The following is a 17,320-nucleotide window of genomic DNA, read 5'->3' on the forward strand; positions in this document are numbered from 1 at the left end:
GCTCCGGGTGCCCGGCCGTCGGCACCGCCCTCGGCCGACCCGCGCGTTCGTATCGACGTACTGCGAAACGTCGGCCGCCGCTTATACTCCGGAGCCATGACGGACACCGCCCCCACCCCGGACCCGGACCTGGTCAACGCGCTGCGGGCGCTGTCCAACCCGATGCGCCTCCAGATGCTGGGATGGCTGCGCGAGCCCGAGCGGCACTTCCCGATGGAGGCGGCCATCGCGGATCCCGCCGAGGTGGGTGTGTGCGTGAGCCATATACAGGCGAAGGCGGGGCTGGCCCAGTCGACCGTGTCGGCGTACATGGCGGAACTCCAGCGCGCGGGTCTGGTCCGGGCGACGCGGGTCGGCAAGTGGACCCACTACAAGCGGGACGAGCAGCGCATCGCGGACCTCGTCGCCCAGCTGGGACGGACCCTCTAGCCACCGCTTCCCACTGGCACGTTCCGGCCACCAGCGCCGTTCGCCCTTGCGCTACATATCGAAAATCTGCGATATTTCGAATTGACGAAATATTGTCTGCGAGGGAGCACACCCATGGACCTCGGCACGTTCGGGATCTACACCTTCGACTTCGAGCACCAGCCGGCCGCGCGGATCCGGGACTCCGCCCGGGAACTGGAGGACCTGGGCTGGCGGGCGCTGTGGATTCCCGAGGCGCTCGGCCGGGACGCGTTCACCCACGCCGGCCTGCTGCTCTCCGCCACCGGGCGGCTGACCGTCGTCAACGGCATCGCCCGGATCTGGTCCCGCGAGGCCCGCTGGACGCACGGTTCCGCCCTGTTGCTGGCGGACGCCTACCCGGGCCGGCACGTAGTCGGCCTGGGCTTCGGCGGTGAGCCCCGGCCGGGGGTCAGGCCACTGGCCGCCATGTCCGCGTACCTGGACGAGCTGGACACCATCGAGACGCCGAACCCCCGTCCGAAGACCCCGGTCCGGCGACTGCTGGCCGCCTACGGGCCGAAGATGCTCCGGCTGGCCCGCGAACGCGCCGCCGGCGCCCACACGTACCACGTGAACACGGCCCACACCGCACAGGCCCGGGAGATCCTCGGCCCGGACGCGTTCCTGGCCGTCGAGCACGCCGTGCTGTTCGAGACCGATCCGGTCCGGGCCCGCGGCCTCGCGCGCGAGCATCTGCGCGGTTATCTCCGGACGCCGTACAACCTCGCCAAGTTCCGCCGGCTCGGCTACACCGACGACGACCTCTCCGGCGGCGGCAGCGACCGCTTCGTGGACGACCTGGTGTTCTGGGGCGACCCGGACACCGTCGTGCGGAAACTGCGCGGGCACGTCGACGCGGGCGCCGACCATGTGGCCGTGCAGGTGATCGGCGTGCGGCCGGGCGAGTCGGCGCTGCCGCACTGGCGGTCGCTGGCGGACGCGCTGCTGCCGGGCGAGGCCGCGGCCGGCCGGTGAGCGACCGGCCCGGTCGTGGTGCGCGCCGGCCGGGCACCGTGCGCCCGGACCCGGACGCCGTACGCCCGGCCGGCCGCCGTGTACCCCGGCTAGCCGCCGAAGCGGTCGCGCAGCTCGCGCTTGAGGATCTTGCCGCTCGCGTTGCGCGGCAACTCGTCCGCGAACAGCACCCGTTTGGGCGCCTTGAACGGCGCGAGCCTCGCCTTCACGTGCGCGATCAGCTCCTCCTCCGTCACCTCGCCGCGCGGGACGACGACCGCGGTGACGGCCTCGATCCACCGCTCGTCGGGCAGGCCGACCACGGCGGCCTCGGCGACCGCCTCATGGGTGTACAGGGCGTCCTCGACCTGGCGTGAAGCTACCAGGACGCCACCGGAGTTGATGACGTCCTTCACCCGGTCCACGATGGTGAAGTACCCGTCGGCGTCCCGCACGGCGAGGTCCCCGGAGTGGAACCAGCCGTCGCGGAAGGCCTCGGCGGTCTCCTCGGGCTTGTCCCAGTACCCCTCGCACAGCTGCGGTGACCGGTAGACGATCTCGCCGGGCGTGCCCGCGGGGACGTCCTTGCCGTCCTCGTCGACCACGCGGGCGTCGACGAACAGCACGGGCCGGCCGCAGGAGTCCATCCGGCCCTGGTGTTCGTCGGGCGCGAGGACGGTGGCCAGCGGGCCGATCTCGCTCTGGCCGAAGCAGTTGTAGAAGCCGAGCCCCGGCAGCCGCTCGCGCAGGCGCTCCAGGACCGGCACCGGCATGACGGACGCGCCGTAGTAGGCCTTGCGCAGTCCGGACAGGTCCCGGGTCGCGAAGTCCGGGCGGCCCGCCAGCCCGATCCAGACCGTCGGCGGGGCGAACAGGCTGTCCACGCGCCCCGCTTCGATCAGGTCGAACAGCCGGTCCCCGTCGGGCGCGTCGAGGATCAGGTTGGTCGCGCCCACCGCGAGGCAGGGCAGCAGGAAGACGTGCAGCTGCGCGGAGTGGTACAGCGGCAGGGAGTGCGCGGGGCGGTCGCCGGCGCTGAGGTCGAGGGCGGTGATCGCGCTCAGGTACTCGTGGACCAGGGCGCGGTGCGTCATCATCGCGCCCTTGGGCAGCGCGGTGGTGCCGGACGTGTACAGGAGCTGCACCAGGTCCTCGGTGCGTGGCTCGGGGCCGTCGTACGGGGGTGCGGTCGCCAGGCGCGCCAGGAGCGAGTCGCCGGTGTCGCGCAGGGGCAGCGTGCGGGCGTCGCCGGGGAGCCGGCCGGCGATACCGGGGTCGGTGAGCACCAGGGAGCTGCCGGACTGGCGGACGAGGTACGCGAGGTCGTCACCGGCGAGGTGGTGGTTGACCGGCACGTGCACGAGACCGGCGCGGGCGCAGGCCAGGAAGCCGATCAGGTACGCGTCCGAGTTGTGGCCGTAGGAGCCGACCCGGTCGCCGGGGGCGAGGCCCTGGGCGAGCAGGACGCCCGCCGCGCGGGAGACGGCCTCGTCCAGCTCCTCGTACGTCCAGGCCCGGTCGGCGTACTCGACCGCGATCCGCGCCGGGGTGCGACGGGCGCTGCGCCGCAGCACCCCGTCGACCGTGCTGCCCTGTCCCTGCGTCATGCCTCATGATCCTGGGTCCGGCGCCGGGGCGGGTCAAGCACCCGGACGGCCCGGAAGCGAACCGCTCGGGCGGGCAATCGGTCGTTCCCGTCACGACGTTGCCAGGCACGACGTGCGGATCGGGAGCGCTCCGGCTGATACGGCGTCAGGTTTCCCGGAAGCTCACGCGCCCCGTTGACACATCCCCTTCCTGACAGGAAAGTTTCACGATGCAAGGCAGGCGCCGAAAGATTCTTTCACGCGGGAGGCCGCAGGATGACGGACGACGTGGCAGGCGCACGAGCCGGCGGACCGACCCGCCGCCGGCTCGTCGCGGGCACCCTCGCGGTGGGCGGCGCACTCGCCCTCGGTACGCTCCCGGCGGGCCCGGCCGCCGCCGCACCCGCCTCCGGCCGCCACCGCACCCTGCGCCACGGCACACCCGAACGCGCCGGGCTGCTCCCCGCGCACCTGCGGCAACTCGTCACGGACGCCGAGGCGTTCCTCGCGCCCTCCCCCAAGCACCCCTGGTACGCGGGTGCCGTGCTGCTCGCCGGGCGCGGCGGCACCGTGGCGCTGCACGAGCCGATCGGCATGGCCGTGCGCTACGCCCGGTACGACGAGAAGACCGACACGGGCGTCGAACTGCCGCCGGAACAGCAGCTCCCGATGACCCGGGACACCGTGTTCGACCTGGCCTCCGTCTCCAAACTGTTCACCTCCCTCCTCGCCGTGCAGCAGATCGAGCGGGGCGCGCTGGCGCTGGAGGGGACGGTCGCCTCGTACCTCCCGGAGTTCGGACGCGCCGGGAAGCAGGCGGTGACGATCCGTCAACTCCTTACTCACACCTCGGGCTTCCGCGCGTGGCTCCCGCTGTACGACGCACCGGCGTACGAGGACAGGCTCCGGCTCATCTGGGACGAGGCGCCCCTGAACCCGCCGGGCACCGCCTACCTCTACTCGGACCTGAACCTCATCTCGCTCCAGCTCGTCCTCGAGAAGATCACCGGCCGCACGCTGGACGTGCTGCTGCACGAGGAGATCACCGGACCGCTCGGCCTCGACAGCACCCGCTACAACCCGCCCGCGTCCTGGAAGCCGCGGATCGCGGCCACCGAGGACGCGCGCCGGCCCTGGTCCGGGCTGGACCGCGGGATGGTGCGGGGCGAGGTCCACGACGAGAACGCGTACAGCCTGGGCGGCGTGGCCGGTCACGCGGGCGTGTTCGCGAACGCGTGGGACCTCGCGGTCCTCGGCCGTACGCTGCTCGACGGCGGCCGCTACGGGCGGGCCCGCATCCTGCGGCCCGAGTCGGTGGAGCTGATGTTCACCGACTTCAACACGGCCTTCCCCGGCGACGAGCACGGCCTCGGCTTCGAGCTGTACCAGCACTGGTACATGGGGGCGATGGCCACCCCGCGCACGGCCGGGCACACCGGCTTCACCGGCACCTCGCTCGTGCTCGACCCCACGACCGACTCCTTCCTGATCGTCCTCGGCAACTCCGTGCACCCGGTGCGTTCCTGGCGGTCCGGCTCCGCTCCCCGCGTCGCCGCCGGTAACCACCTCGCCCGCGCGGTGCCGGTCCGTCCGGCGAGAAGCCGTACGGCCTGGTTCTCGGGCATGGCCGGCGCCACGGCCGCCACGCTCACCCTGCCTGCGCTGGACACCTCATCCGGCGCAGCCCGGCTGCGCTGCGCCCTGTGGTGGGACACCGAACCCCGTGCCGACCTGGTGGCCCTGGAGTCCACCACGGACGGCGGCGCCACCTGGCACCCGGTCGCGTTCACCACCACCCGCCGCGACGCTGACCCCGAGGACCACCCGGCGGGCACGGTCACCGGCTGGTCGGGCCGCGTCTGGCACCGGCTGGCCGCGGACCTGCCGGCCGACCCCCGGCTGGTCCTGCGCTGGCGGTACACCACCGACGCGCGGTACGTCGGCCGGGGCGCGTACGTCGACGGACTGCGCGTCGACGCGGGCGGGACGGTGCTGTTCGACGGGGCACGCCCGGCGGACGCGGCACGGATCGCGGCGGCGGGCTGGCAGGGCTCGGCCGACTGAGCCGGGCCCGGTGGTCAGTGCCGCTCCAGCACCGCCATCGCCGCGTTGTGCCCCGGCACGCCGCTGACCCCGCCCCCGCGCACCGCGCCCGCCCCGCACAGCAGGACGTTCGGGTGCCGGGTCTCCACACCCCAACGGCCGCCGTCCTGCTCGGCGTAGGGCCAGGACAGGGCCCGGTGGAAGATGTTGCCGCCGGGCAGCCGCAGGTCCCGTTCGAGGTCGAGCGGGGTCTTCGCCTCGATGCAGGGGCGGCCGTCGGCGTCGGTGGCCAGGCAGTCCGCGAGGGGCTCGGCGAGATGGGCGTCGAGCTGGGCGAGGGTGGACGAAAGCAGTTCCTCGCGTACGGCGTCGTTGTCCCGGTCGAAGAGGCGGGCCGGGGCGTGCAGGCCGAAGAGGGTGAGGGTCTGGTAGCCGCGTGCGGCGAGACCCGCGCCGAGGATGGTGGGGTCGGTCAGGGAGTGGCAGTAGATCTCCGAGGGCGGGGCGGCGGGCAGCTCGCCGGCGGCGGCCTGGGCGTGGGCGGTGGCCAGTTGCCGGTACCCCTCGGCGATGTGGAACGTGCCGGCGAACGCCTCGCGCGGGTCGGCACCGGGGTCGCGCAGCCGGGGCAGCCGGGTGAGCAGCATGTTGACCTTGAGCTGGGCGCCCTCGACGGGTTCGGGCGCCGGGTCGCCGGTGAGGACGGCGAGTTCGTGCGGGGAGGCGTTCACCAGGACGTGCCGGGCGGCGGCGGTGCCCTCGCCGGCGGCGGTGCGGTAGACGACCTCGGCGGTCGTGCCGTCCGTGTCGATCCGCAGCGCCTCGTGCCCGGTGGCGATGCGCGCGCCCGCCGTGCGCGCCGCGGCGGCCAGCGCGTCGGTCAGCGCGCCCATGCCGCCGACGGGCACGTCCCAGGCGCCGGTTCCGCCGCCGATGACGTGGTAGAGGAAGCAGCGGTTCTGGACGAGGGTGGGGTCGTGGGCGTCGGCGAAGGTGCCGATGAGCGCGTCGGTGAGGACGACACCCCGGACCAGGTCGTCGGTGAAGGTCCGCTCGATGACGGCGCCGACCGGCTCCTCGAACAGGGCGCGCCAGGCGGCCTCGTCGTCGATGCGGCGGCGCAGTTCGTCGCGGCTGGGCAGCGGTTCGGTGAGCGTGGGGAAGACGCGCTGGGCGACGTGGCCGGTCATGCCGTAGAAGCGCTGCCAGGCCTCGTACTCGCGGTCGCCGCCGGTGAGCCGGGCGAAGGCCTCCCGGGTGCGCTGCTCGCCGCCGCCGACGAGGAGGCCGGTGGGCCGGCCCGCCCGCTCCGCCGGGGTGTACGACGAGATGGTGCGGGAGCGGACGCGGAAGTCCAGCCCGAGGTCGCGCACGATCTTCTCCGGCAGCAGACTGACCAGGTAGGAGTAGCGCGACAGGCGGGCGTCGACCCCGGCGAACGGGCGGGTGGAGACGGCGGCGCCGCCGGTGTGGTCCAGCCGTTCCAGCACCAGCACGGAGCGGCCGGCCCGGGCCAGGTAGGCGGCGGCGACCAGGCCGTTGTGGCCTGCGCCGACGATGACGGCGTCGTACGCGCGGGTTCCCTCGTTCGCGGGCATGGTCCTTCGTAGCACGCGGTGATCCACGACGGCCAGAGGGGGGCGGGGCCGGCTCAGGCCCGCACCTTGTGGGGTGCCGGACGGGCCTGCGGGCCGAGCCGCGCCATGGCCCGCAGGATGTGCTTCGGCGGGAGCTGCCAGCGCACCCGCGCGGGGATCCGGCGGAGCACGGACCCGGTGACGCGCAGCCGGCGGGTGACGGCGGCGGGCGCGGGGGCGGGCCTGCCGTACAGCTCATGGGCGTACGGCGGCAGGGCCGCGTACGCCAGCAGGGCCACCCGCCGCCACAGCAGCTCGCGCGCCGGTACGAGCAGGGGGTGGGCCGGCGGCCGGAGCAGGAAGGCGTCCACGTCCTGGGCCTCGGGGCCGGCGGCCAGCTCCGGCCGGACCGCCTCGAAGTACGCGGCCAGCTCCGCCCGGCTCGCCGGCACGGTGTGCGGGTCGAGCCCCACGAGGCGGGCGCTGACGCGGTGTTCGGCCATGTACCGGTCGGCCTGGGCGTCGGTGAGCGGGAAGCCGGAGCGGCGCAGCACGTGCAGGTAGGAGTCGATCTCCGCGCAGTGCACCCACAGCAGCAGCTCCGGCTCGTCGACGCCGTACCGCTCGCCGGTGTCCGGGTCGGTCGCGGTGAGCATGCTGTGGATCTTCCGCACCCGCGCCCCGGCCCGCTCGGCGGCCTCGCTCGTGCCGTAGGTCGTGGTCCCGACGAAGTGGGCGGTCCGCATCAGCCGTCCCCAGGCGTCCCGCCGGAAGTCGGAGTTCTGCATGACGCCCCGGACCGCACGCGGATGCAACGCCTGGAGGTAGAGCGCACGGATCCCGGCCACCCACATCATGGGATCGCCGTGCATCTGCCAGGTCACGGAGGCGGGGGTGAACAGTCCGGGGTCGCCCCTGCCCGCACGCGTGTCCACGGCCACTGGACGTCACCCCCTGCCCCTGTCGACGCTGTGTGTGCCGGGGCGCCACACCCGGCTTCCTCGGCGCAGCCTATTCGACCAGCCCTTGCGGCGGAATCGTCGAGGACGGCGACGGCGAACTCGGGGGTCCCGGTGCGCGGCTCAGGCGGGCATGCCGGGACCCGGGCCGATCCGGGGGCGGAGACGGCCGGGGGCGGTCACCCGAGCGTTTCCAGGAAGTCCGCGCAGGCGTCGGCGCAGGCCCGGCAGGCCGCCGCGGCCGACTCCGCACCGGGGTGCTCGTCGAACGCGCGGGCGCACTCCAGGCAGACCGAGCGGCACCAGTCCACCCGGACCCGGATCGCCTCCTCGTCCTGCCGGTTCTCCTCGCACAGCACGCGGCAGGTGGCGTCGCACGCCTCGGCGCACATGATGCCCAGCCGGCGCGCCCGCTCCTGGTGCTCGCTCCCGTCCGGGTCGACCAGGCTCGCGCGCACGGCACAGGCCCGGGCGCACTCCGTGCACGCCTGGGCACAGGTGAAACGGTCCTCCAGGAACCGGTACAGCTGCTGCGAAGTCGGCGATGTCACACCGTGCGGGTAGCCGGGGCGGGCCGCCACAAACCACTGTCCCGCCGCCCGGCGGGCGGGCGCCGCCCGGACATCCGCTGTTACCCATAGTGTCCGGGTTCGTCCCGTTTTGACGGGGTATTCCTGTCATATGAATACCGCATCGATGCAGCTGGCCGCCGCGAGCGGCCTGATGAGCCTCTTCCTGTTCATCGTGGCCGTGGGCCTGCTCGCGCTGCTCGCCGGCGGCTTCTGGATGACCTCGCGCGTCAGGTACCGCGAGTCCCCGCGCCCCCGCCCCGAGGAACAGCCCAAGCTGCCGCCGGAGGGGCCGGTGCACGAGGTCCGGGAGAACCGGGAGTCCGCGGAGATACCCCGCATCCCCAAGGGCGACCGCCCGCTCACCCCGTACGAGCTGACCAACATGGACACCCGGACGAGCGCGTCGAAGGAGCGTCCGCGCTGGAGCAAGGGTTCCAGCGGCTCGTTCGGCGGCGGAGGACTCGGCGCCCACTGAACCCCCGGCCCCCACTGGTCCCGGCCCGCGCCGGACCGCCGTGCGCCCCTAGGAGTCCCGGGCGTCCAGGCGTCCGACGCGGGCCACGTTCTGCCGGTCCTCGGGGTCCTGGCTGGGCTCGGCCGCGAACCAGGCGTCGAGGATCTCCTTCAGCACCGGTTCCGAGGTGAGCCGCAGGCTCAGCGCCAGGACGTTGGCGTCGTTCCAGCGCCGGGCTCCGTCGGCCGTGCCGGCGTCCACGCACAGCGCCGCGCGCACGCCCGGCACCTTGTTGGCCGCGATGGACGCGCCGGTACCGGTCCAGCAGCACACCACCGCCTGGTCGGCCGCGCCCTCGGCCACCTCCCGGGCGGCGGTCTCCGAACAGACCGCCCACCGCGCGTCGGCCCCGGGCCGCAGCGCGCCGTGCTCCCGGACCTCGTGGCCACGGCGCCGCAGCTCCGCGACCAGCAGACGGGCCACGGGTTCGTCCATGTCGGAGGAGACGGAGATCCGCATACCCCGGAGCGTAGCGCGTGGCGCCCGGACCCGGCCGGACATGCCGAACGGCCCCGCGCAGGGGCCGTCCGGCAGGCATCGGGCAGGACGCGGGGTCAGGGGTGGTCGGGCTGCTGTGCCGGAGGCACCCCGCCGCCCTCTCCCCCGCCCTTGCCGCCCTTTCCCGCCTTGTCCGAGCCGTGCGGGCGGCCGCCCGCGTCCCGGCCGGCCGGCTGGCGGGCCTTCAGCTCGCCGCTGTCCTGCGGGGTGGCGCCACCCTTGTCACTGCGCCGCTGTTCGGGCTGCTGCGGATTGGACATGCGCCGGACTCCCTCCGGATGGTGCGTGATGGTGCGTGCTCCGTACGGGGTCCGGGTTCCCAGGGGGCCGCGGGTGACGCACGCCGGCGCGGACCGGGCTCACGGCGCCGGACGGGTCAGCGCCCGGTGGAGGTGTTCGAGGGCGTCCAGCAGCACCGAGCGGTGATACCAGCTCAGCCAGGCCGCCGTGTCCGAGGCGAGCAGGGCGAACGCCTCGGCCTGCGCGGCGCTCGTCCGGTGGCCGGCGTCCGGCCAGTGCAGGGTGATCACCCCGGTGCACGAGCCGGCGGAGGAGAGCACCGGGACGCTGTGCACGGCCTGGGTCCCGGTGGCCAGCAGCACGCGCCGGCAGTCGTCGGACAGCTGCCCGTCCGCCGCGACCTCGGGCACACTCACCTGGCGGCCCCGCACCCGGGCCGCCGCGTCGGCCGTGCCGTCGCCCCGGCCGCGCACGAGCTGGTCCAGGAACGTCTCCGCGCAGCCGTAGTGGGTCTCCAGCATCAGGGCGTTCACGGCCGGGTCCACGAACTGCACGTACCCGGCGGGCGCCTTCCCGATGGCCAGCGCCTCGTGCAGGACGGCGTCGATCATCTGCCGGCGGTAGCGCGGGTCCCGGCCGCCCCGGGCCAGCATCCGCAGCTGCGGCACCGGCAGCGAGCGCCGCCCCGGGAACCACACGTCGCCGTCCGGGGGCCGGGCCACCACCACGGCCGAGACGAGGACCCGCAGCGGCACGTTGAACCGCTGCGAGGCCTCGCGCAGCGCCCGGAAGGCGCTGCCGGAGTCCGGCAGCCCGTAGCGGACCATGAGCGTGCCCTGCGCCATGCCGATCACCGGCGCGGTGCGCACCCGGGCGCGCAGCGCGCGGACCTCCTTGTGCAGGTCCTCGTACGAGGGTCGCAGCGGGTCCGCCATCTGCGACCGCCAGGCGGGCAGCTCCTCCACCCGGGAGGCGGCGCGGGCCAGCTCGCGCAGCGCCTCGTCCAGCGTCGCGTACAGCTGGACACCGTCCAGGCGGGCCAGGTGCACCGCCTCGCGGACCCCGGGCCGGGCGCGGACGATGATCAGGTCGGGGCGCCCGGTGCGTGCCCGGGTCGTCTCGCTGAGCGCGCGCAGCACGGCGGCGCCGCCGAGCTGGACGTGCGCCATGTCGAGCACGGGGCGCAGTCCGGCGCGGTCCGCCTGTTCCAGGTGCCCGCGCAACTCCTCCGACCAAACCTGGACTCCGTCGGCGTCGAGGCTGCCCGACATGCGCAGCAGGAGGGCGCCCTCGGCGGGCAGCCCCTCGACGACGGAGGACTCGATCACGAGGGGAGCCGGTGCCGGGGGCCGGCCGGAAGAAGGTTTCATCGCATCACCCAGACAGGACGTCCCACAGAACTCGATCGGTCTCTTCCCGGCCTACGCGCCACCCCGCACGGTAGGCCCCGGGCCGGCGGCCGCGCCATCCACCGCGCCGTACGGCCCGGCGGCGGGCCGGGCCGTCACCACCGGGGGTCGCCGGGCTCCGGGCAGGCCGGTTCGTACGCCGGCCAGCCCGCCCGGTCCCCGGCCGGTTCGCGGACCGGTTCGCGGGTGGTCAGGGCGTCCAGGGCCGACGCCAGGGTGGCGTGCACCCGGATGCCCGGCAGGCCGGCCGAGGTCAGCGCCTCCCGGACGTGGGGTCTGGGCTGTACGACGGACAGGGCGCGGCCGGTGTGCGCGAGGGCCCCGGTGGCCCGGTCCAGGGAGCGGACCGCGTCGGCACAGGCGAGGTACGCCTCGCTCAGGTCCAGCAGGGGGTGCTCACCGGCCAGGCCGGCGTGGGCCACGTGCTCGGCGAGGGCTTCGGAGAACAGCCGGGCGTTGGAGGCGTCGACCGTGCCCCGGGTCTTCAGGACGCTGATGCCGCCGAGCCCGGGACGGCGCTCGTGCACGGTCTGCAGGAGCAGGGGGGCGGGGCCGCCGGGGCGGACGCGGGCGGGTGACGGCTGACCGTCTTCCCTGGGTGATCGGGTTTCCACGGGGATCGGGCTTCCTGGAGGGGGAGGAAGGATCAGCCGGCCGCGTCTTGACCGGGACATCACTGTGCCCGCGCCGTGCGGGGGATGCAACGACGTCCCCGCGCGTGTCGTACCGCCGCGGTCTCATCCGACGTACCGCCGGGCGGGTGAGTCCCTGCGCGCCCGTTCCAGCGCGGCGAGGCGGCGTTCCAGGTCGGGCGGTACGGGGTCGCGCTGGCGCAGCACCCACGGCAGTCCGGCGGTGGCGTGGGCGAACGCGCGGGCGGAGGCGGCGTCCCGGGGGACGGTCCGGATGAGGTGCCCGGTACGGCGCAGCGCCGGCAGCAGGGGGCGGCGCAGCCAGGTGAACCACAGCGTGTTGCGCAGTCCGAGGACCCGCCGGGCCGTGCTGTCGCGCAGCCGGGACGCGTGGTGGTGGACGGTGAGTTCCTCGGCGTAGACGAGCCACCAGCCCTGGCGCAGCAGGTCGCAGGCGAGCAGTTCCTCCTCGCCGCCGAGCCACAGGCCCGGGTGGAAGCCGCCGCCGGCCCGGAAGGCCTCGGTGCGCAGCACGGTGGCGGCGGCGAGGAAGGAGCCGAGGGCGGGTCCGGGCAGCCAGTCGGGTCCGGACAGCGGGGACTCGCGCAGCTCGCGCACGACCGGGTCCTCGGTGCCGTCCGGTTCCACGATGATCCGTGCGGTGACGCCCGCGAGCCGGGGCCCGGCGTCCAGCAGGTCGGCGGCCCGGCGCAGACTGCCGGGGTCCCACCAGGTGTCGTCGTCGCAGAAGGCGACGTACGGCGTGCGGACCCGCTGCACGGCCAGGTTGCGGCCGATGGCGCCCAGGTTGCGTCCGGGACGCAGCAGGGTCATCTCCGGGAACTCCCGGGCCACCGCTTCGGCGGTGCCGTCGCAGGAGGCGTTGTCGGTGACGATGACCGGCGGCCGCTCGGGCAGCCGGCGCAGCAGGGCGAGGGTGCGCAGCAGTTCGTCACGGCGGTTGTGGGTGATCAGGACGACGGTCGTGCGGTCGTCGGGAGCGGTCCGGGCGGGGGCCCCGGCAGCGGTACCGGTCATCGTCCGACACCTCCCCGTGGGTGGTGGCGGCGGACCGGGGGGACCGTCGTCCGGCTCCCTCCCTTGGGGGTGGCGGGAGGCCGCGGGTGGCCGCCGTCCGGCGCGGGGCCGGGGTGGTCCTCGTCCGGTCCCCGCCCGCACGTCCCGGGCACGGGTGCCGGGGTTGTCCCGGTCATCGTCCGCTGCCTTCCCGGGGAGGGCCGGGCGGGTCGCGGTCGAGCAGGCGGGCGGCGTGTTCGACGCGCGGGGGCAGGGGCCGGCGGCGGGCGAGGGCGGCGGGGAACCGGACGACGGTCTCCTTCAGGGCGCGGCGCGCTCCGGGCCGGCCGGCCGCGGCGGCCAGTGCGAGGTCGGTGCCGGCGCGCAGGGCGACCGGCCAGGGGCGGCGCAGGCAGGTGGTCAGCACGTGGTTGCGCCGGACGAGGAAGGAGCGGCCGGTGCGGCCGTGGTCGTCGGGGTGGTGGCGCGCGCGCAGGGAGGGTTCGTAGACGACACCCCAGCCCGCGGCGGCCAGGTCGTAGGCGAGCAGGGTCTCCTCGCCGCCGAAGAAGAGCAGCGGGTGGTAGCCGCCGGCGCTGAGGAAGGCTTCGCGGCGGACCACGCAGGCGCAGCCGAGGAACCCGAGCACCGGGCGGCCCGGCAGGTCCGGTTCCAGTGGCAGCGGGGAGGCCGCGAGCACCGCGTTGAGGGGGTCCTCGGCTGCCTCGTCCCCGACCAGGGTGCGGGCGGCGAGCAGGCCGAGCCGGGGGTGCGCGTCGAGGAGGTCGGCGGCGCGGGCTAGGCTCCCCGGCTCCCACCACGAGTCGTCGTCGCTGAAGGCCACGTAGGGGGTGTCGGCGTGCCGGACCGCGAGGTTGCGGCCGAGGGCACCGGTGTTGGCGGCGGGCCGCAGCAGGCGGGCGATGGCCGGGTGGCCGGCCACGGCGCGGCGGGTGGTGTCGTCGCGGGAGTTGTCCACGACGACGACAGGTGGCCGCTCGGGCAGCGCCGCCAGCGCGTCCAGGGTGCGGACCAGACTGGCGCTGCGGTCGCGGGTGATGACGGCGACCGTGACGCGCGGGCCGCCCGGGGTCGTGGGCCGGTGCGCGCGGGCCGGGGCCTGCTCAGTGGACATGCGTCACCTCCGGTCCCGCTTGCCGCTGCCGGGCGCGCACGTCCCGCAGGAGTGTCAGGCAGGCCGCGGCGACCTCACCGGCGCGGATGCGCAGCAGGCGGGCGTCGGGAGTGCGGCCGTGCGGGTCGCCGGGCGGGCCGGGCTTCCACAGGGCGAGGTGGTCCGGGCTCGGGGGCGGCCCCCACAGCCGTGGGGAGACCGGTCCGAACAGGGTGACGGAACGGGTCCCGTGGGCCACGGCGAGGTGGGCGAGGCCGGTGTCGCCGCTGAGGACCAGGGCGGCCCCGGCGACCAGCGCGGACAGCTCCGCGAACGGCAGGCCGCCGGTCAGCACGTCGCGGCCGCGCCCGCCGCCGCGTTCGGCGACCGAGCGGACCAGCGCGTCCTCGCCGGGGCCGCCGGTGAGGACCACGTGGTGGCCGGCGGCGCGCAGACACCGTACGACGGCGGCGAACCGCTCCGCCGGCCAGCGGCGGGAGCCCGAGGCCGCGCCGGGGTGCACGACGACGGCGCCCGGCGCCGGGGACGGGGTGGTGGGCCGGGGCAGCCGCAGGTCCAGGGGGTCGGCCGCGATGCCGTAGTGGTGCAGGAAGGCGCACCAGCGGTCCCGTTCGTTCGCCTGGTCCGGCCACGGCGGGCCGTCCGGGCAGGCGTGGGCGAGCAGCCGGCGCGGACGCAGGGAGGCCAGGGCGTCGCGGCTCTCGGGGCCGCTGCCGTGCAGGTCGATCGCCACGTCGGGGGCTGGGCCGGGCCAGTGGCCGAGGTCCGGCACCGCGCGGCCCGGCGCCTCGGCCGGGAACACGGCGTCGACCGCGCCGGTCCGCAGGGCGGGCTCGGTGAGCCCCGGCGGCTGGGCGAGGACGACCCGGTGGCCGGGGAAGGCCCGCCGGACGCCCCGCAGCGCGGGCACGCCGGCCAGCAGATCGCCGAGGCCCAGGGCGCGCAGGACCAGGACGGCCGGAAGGTCCGCGGCGGGGATCGGGGTGGGGGTCACCGAGTGGGTCCTCCGTTGCGTGCGGAAGCCGGGGACGGTCGGCGCACCGGACCCCGCGCACCGGCGCCGCCCACCCGAGCGGGCGGCGGGACCCGGCCGGTGGTGCGGGGCGGGGGCGGGGCGTCTCGGCCGGTGGTGCGGGGCGGGGGCGGGGCGTCTCGGCCGGTGGTGCGGGGCACGGACGGAGCGCATCGGCCCAAGGTGCGGGACGCGGGGGGAACGCCTCGGCCGGTGGTGCGGGGCGTGGGCGGGGCGTCTCGGCCGGTGATGCGGGACGCGGGCAGAACACCTCCGCCCACGGCGCGGGGCCCGGACAGAACTCCTCGACCCACGGCACGGTACGCGGACAGAAGACCTCCGCCCACGGCGCGGGGCCCGGACGGAACGCCTCGGCCGGTGGTGCGGGGCGTGGGCCGGACGCTTGGGCCGGGGCCCGGCCGGCGGACCGTTCCGGCCGTGGGTGCGCGGAGGCACGTCCCGCCCGTCGCCCCGCCTCCCGGTCCGGGACCCGCACCGGACGCCCGGCACCAAGGGGGTCGTGCCGCGCTCACCTGGTGTCCCCGCCCATGGGCGCCGGGGCCAGGGCCGCGCGGCGGGCGAGGCCGGTGGTGGAGCGGCCGTCGAGGTAGGGCAGCAGGAGGACCTGGCCGCCCCAGCTCTCCACGAGGGGCTGTTCGGGCAGCCGGGTCCGGGCGTAGTCGCCGCCCTTGGCCCAGATGTGCGGGCGCAGTTCGGCGAGGAGGCGTTCGGGGGTGTCCTCGTCGAACACGGCCACGGCGTCCACGCACTCCAGGGCCCGCAGCACCCGCACCCGGTCAGCGGCCGGGACGAGCGGGCGGCTGTCGCCCTTGCGGCGGCGGACCGAGTCGTCCGAGTTGACGCACACGACGAGGCAGTCCCCGGCCCGGCGGGCGGCCTGGAGAAGGGCGACGTGCCCGGCGTGCAGCAGGTCGAAGCAGCCGCCCGCGGCGACCACGGTGCCGCCCGCTGCCCGCACCCGCGCGGCCGTGCGCACGGCGTCCGCGGTGGTGTCGCCGTCACCCGGCGCCTCCTCGGCCGGCACCGGGCCGTCCGGGACGGCGACCGCCCGGGCGCCGCCCTCGGCGACGTAGCGGGTGGCGGCGTGGACGGCGCCCTGTACGGCGGCCTCGGTGAGGGCGCCGTCGGCGAGCAGGCCGGCGGCGGCCGCGGCGAACCGGTCACCCGCCCCGCAGGGGTCGCCGGTGGCGGCGGCCGGGGTCGGCACGAGCAGCGGGGTCTCGCCGTGGGAGAGGAGGGCGCCGCGTTCGCCGAGGGTCACCGCGACGGCCTGGGCACGCCAGGCCCGTACGAGGACGCGGGCGTCCCGTGCGGCGGTGCGCAGCCCGGCCGCGTCGCCGGGCTCGGCGTGTTCGAGCTGCCGGGCGAAGGCGCGGGCCTCCTGGGCCGAGGGCGTGGCCAGGCGGACGCCGGGGACCGGGGGCCGGCCGCGCACGTGCGGGTCCCAGACGACGGGGGCCGCCGTGTGCGCGAGGGCGTCCCGGAGGACGTCGGCGGTACCGCGGCCGTAGTCGGCGACGAGGACGCCCCCGGCCGCCGCGACCGTGGACACCGCCTCCTGGGTCGCCTCGCGGGCGCGGCCCTCGCCGTCGTCGAGGCGGAGCAGCGGCCTGTCCCCGGCCAGGACGCGGGTCTTGCTGCTCAGGGTGCCCTCCAGCGGCACCTCGACCAGGCCGACCCGGCCCGCCAGCAGCTCCCGGAGGGTGTCGCTGGCGGTGTCCGCGCCGAGGGCGGTGACCAGGGTGACGGGCCGTCCGTCGGCCGCCGCGAGGCAGGCGGCGAGGGCGGCGCCGCCCGGCCGGGAGCTGCGCCGGGTGCCGTGCACGACGGGGACGGGCGCGTCCGGGGCCAGCCGCTCGGCACGGCCGCACAGGTCGTGGTCGAGCAGGGCGTCGCCCACGACGACCAGGGGGGTCTGCGAGGCGGTCATGTCCGTCCCTTCCTGGGAGCTGCGGGCGCGCCGGGTGCGGCCCGGCCGGCGGTGCGGGCGCGGCCCACGAGCCGCCCCACGACACCGGGTCTGCCGTCGGCGCCCGGCCGGCCGTCGGCGCCGGTGTCCGCCGCCCCGTGGTCGGCCTCCCCCCGTTCGACGGCCTGGTCGAAAGCCTCGCAGAGCATGTGGACGGCGACCAGGTGCAGTTCCTGGACGGTGGCGCCGAGGGGGGCGTCGACGCACAGCGTGTCGTCCGCGCCGAGCTGCAACGGGTTGGGGGCCCGTCCGGTCAGCGCCCACACCGTCATGCCGAGCCGGTGGGCGCGGTCGGCGGCGGCCAGCAGGTTGGCGCTGGCGCCGCTGGTGGACATCAGGAGGAGCACGTCGCCGGGGCGGCCGTGCGCGGCGGTCTGCCGGGCGAACACCTCCTGGACGCCGTAGTCGTTCGCGATCGCCGTGGTGGAGGAGGTGTCGGCGTGCAGGGCGACCGCGGAGAACGGCGGCCGGTCGTCACGGTAGCGGCCGACGAGTTCGGCGGTGAGGTGCTGGGCCTGGGCCGCGCTGCCGCCGTTGCCCGCGACGAGCAGCCGGGCGCCCGCGCCCAGCCGCCGGGCGAGTTCGGTGCCCCAGCGCTCGATGAGCGGACCGTGGTCGCGGAACGCCTCCAGGGCCTTGGCCAGGTCGTCGCAGTGCGCGGTGGCGGTGGCGGTGGCGGTGTTCCCGTGCGCCGTGCCGATGCCGGTCTTCGCCGGACCCTGCACCGGCCCC

17 protein-coding genes are annotated in these 17,320 nt (G+C 75.9%); 4 read left to right on the forward strand and 13 right to left on the reverse strand.

Going from position 1 to position 17,320, the window contains the following annotated elements; all coding sequences use genetic code 11:
- Positions 1–96 precede the first annotated feature (96 nt).
- Positions 97–429: an ArsR/SmtB family transcription factor gene (locus tag ACZ5DC_RS34230; RefSeq protein WP_366752942.1), complete on the forward strand. Its 333-nt coding sequence runs from the start codon at positions 97–99 to the stop codon at positions 427–429.
- Between the two features lie 114 nt (positions 430–543).
- Positions 544–1,425: a TIGR03620 family F420-dependent LLM class oxidoreductase gene (locus ACZ5DC_RS34235; RefSeq protein WP_468659312.1), complete on the forward strand. Its 882-nt coding sequence runs from the start codon at positions 544–546 to the stop codon at positions 1,423–1,425.
- 89 nt (positions 1,426–1,514) lie between these two features.
- Here ACZ5DC_RS34235 and ACZ5DC_RS34240 read toward each other — a convergent pair whose 3' ends face one another.
- Positions 1,515–3,011: an acyl-CoA synthetase gene (locus tag ACZ5DC_RS34240; protein ID WP_468659314.1), complete on the reverse strand. Its 1,497-nt coding sequence runs from the start codon at positions 3,009–3,011 to the stop codon at positions 1,515–1,517.
- A 255-nt stretch (positions 3,012–3,266) separates the two neighbouring features.
- On the opposite strand from ACZ5DC_RS34240, the gene ACZ5DC_RS34245 reads away from it, so the two are divergent.
- Positions 3,267–5,054: a serine hydrolase domain-containing protein gene (locus tag ACZ5DC_RS34245; protein WP_468659316.1), complete on the forward strand. Its 1,788-nt coding sequence runs from the start codon at positions 3,267–3,269 to the stop codon at positions 5,052–5,054.
- 14 nt (positions 5,055–5,068) lie between these two features.
- Here ACZ5DC_RS34245 and ACZ5DC_RS34250 read toward each other — a convergent pair whose 3' ends face one another.
- The 3 genes from ACZ5DC_RS34250 to ACZ5DC_RS34260 form a co-directional block, all read right to left on the reverse strand.
- Positions 5,069–6,631, reverse strand: a complete 1,563-nt coding sequence (locus ACZ5DC_RS34250) for a phytoene desaturase family protein (RefSeq protein ID WP_468659318.1) — start codon at positions 6,629–6,631, stop codon at positions 5,069–5,071.
- Between the two features lie 53 nt (positions 6,632–6,684).
- Positions 6,685–7,482 (reverse strand): oxygenase MpaB family protein, encoded by a 798-nt coding sequence (locus ACZ5DC_RS34255; RefSeq protein WP_468659522.1) that lies wholly within the window; start codon positions 7,480–7,482, stop codon positions 6,685–6,687.
- Between the two features lie 266 nt (positions 7,483–7,748).
- Positions 7,749–8,120, reverse strand: coding sequence for a four-helix bundle copper-binding protein (locus tag ACZ5DC_RS34260; RefSeq protein ID WP_171158918.1), 372 nt, complete (start codon positions 8,118–8,120; stop codon positions 7,749–7,751).
- A 130-nt stretch (positions 8,121–8,250) separates the two neighbouring features.
- Here ACZ5DC_RS34260 and ACZ5DC_RS34265 point away from each other — a divergent pair, with 130 nt between their 5' ends.
- Positions 8,251–8,616: a DUF6479 family protein gene (locus ACZ5DC_RS34265; RefSeq protein ID WP_468659319.1), complete on the forward strand. Its 366-nt coding sequence runs from the start codon at positions 8,251–8,253 to the stop codon at positions 8,614–8,616.
- A gap of 48 nt (positions 8,617–8,664) precedes the next feature.
- Here ACZ5DC_RS34265 and ACZ5DC_RS34270 read toward each other — a convergent pair whose 3' ends face one another.
- From ACZ5DC_RS34270 to ACZ5DC_RS34310, 9 genes are all read right to left on the reverse strand, one after another.
- Positions 8,665–9,114, reverse strand: coding sequence for an RpiB/LacA/LacB family sugar-phosphate isomerase (locus ACZ5DC_RS34270; RefSeq protein ID WP_468659320.1), 450 nt, complete (start codon positions 9,112–9,114; stop codon positions 8,665–8,667).
- Between the two features lie 95 nt (positions 9,115–9,209).
- On the reverse strand, positions 9,210–9,413 hold the full coding sequence (locus ACZ5DC_RS34275; protein ID WP_014670861.1) for a hypothetical protein: 204 nt from the start codon (positions 9,411–9,413) through the stop codon (positions 9,210–9,212).
- A 99-nt stretch (positions 9,414–9,512) separates the two neighbouring features.
- The gene (locus ACZ5DC_RS34280) at positions 9,513–10,763 is read right to left on the reverse strand and encodes an ANTAR domain-containing protein (protein ID WP_468659322.1); all 1,251 of its coding nucleotides are present in this window, start codon (positions 10,761–10,763) and stop codon (positions 9,513–9,515) included.
- Between the two features lie 134 nt (positions 10,764–10,897).
- Positions 10,898–11,416: an STAS domain-containing protein gene (locus ACZ5DC_RS34285; RefSeq protein ID WP_468659323.1), complete on the reverse strand. Its 519-nt coding sequence runs from the start codon at positions 11,414–11,416 to the stop codon at positions 10,898–10,900.
- A 123-nt stretch (positions 11,417–11,539) separates the two neighbouring features.
- A complete protein-coding gene (locus tag ACZ5DC_RS34290; protein ID WP_468659325.1) occupies positions 11,540–12,472 on the reverse strand; it encodes a glycosyltransferase family 2 protein in 933 nt (310 codons plus the stop codon).
- A gap of 172 nt (positions 12,473–12,644) precedes the next feature.
- Positions 12,645–13,586, reverse strand: coding sequence for a glycosyltransferase family 2 protein (locus tag ACZ5DC_RS34295; RefSeq protein WP_468659327.1), 942 nt, complete (start codon positions 13,584–13,586; stop codon positions 12,645–12,647).
- On the reverse strand, positions 13,576–14,580 hold the full coding sequence (locus tag ACZ5DC_RS34300) for a glycosyltransferase family 9 protein (RefSeq protein WP_468659329.1): 1,005 nt from the start codon (positions 14,578–14,580) through the stop codon (positions 13,576–13,578). Before ACZ5DC_RS34300 ends, ACZ5DC_RS34295 begins: the two co-directional genes overlap by 11 nt.
- Positions 14,581–15,127: 547 nt before the next feature.
- Positions 15,128–16,549, reverse strand: a complete 1,422-nt coding sequence (gene rfaE2 / locus ACZ5DC_RS34305; RefSeq protein ID WP_468659331.1) for a D-glycero-beta-D-manno-heptose 1-phosphate adenylyltransferase — start codon at positions 16,547–16,549, stop codon at positions 15,128–15,130.
- Complete coding sequence (locus ACZ5DC_RS34310) at positions 16,546–17,313, reverse strand: D-sedoheptulose-7-phosphate isomerase (RefSeq protein WP_468659524.1); 768 nt, start codon at positions 17,311–17,313, stop codon at positions 16,546–16,548. Before ACZ5DC_RS34310 ends, rfaE2 begins: the two co-directional genes overlap by 4 nt.
- Positions 17,314–17,320 lie beyond the last annotated feature (7 nt).

The sequence above is a fragment of the Streptomyces sp. NPDC031445 genome (genome assembly GCF_055581365.1).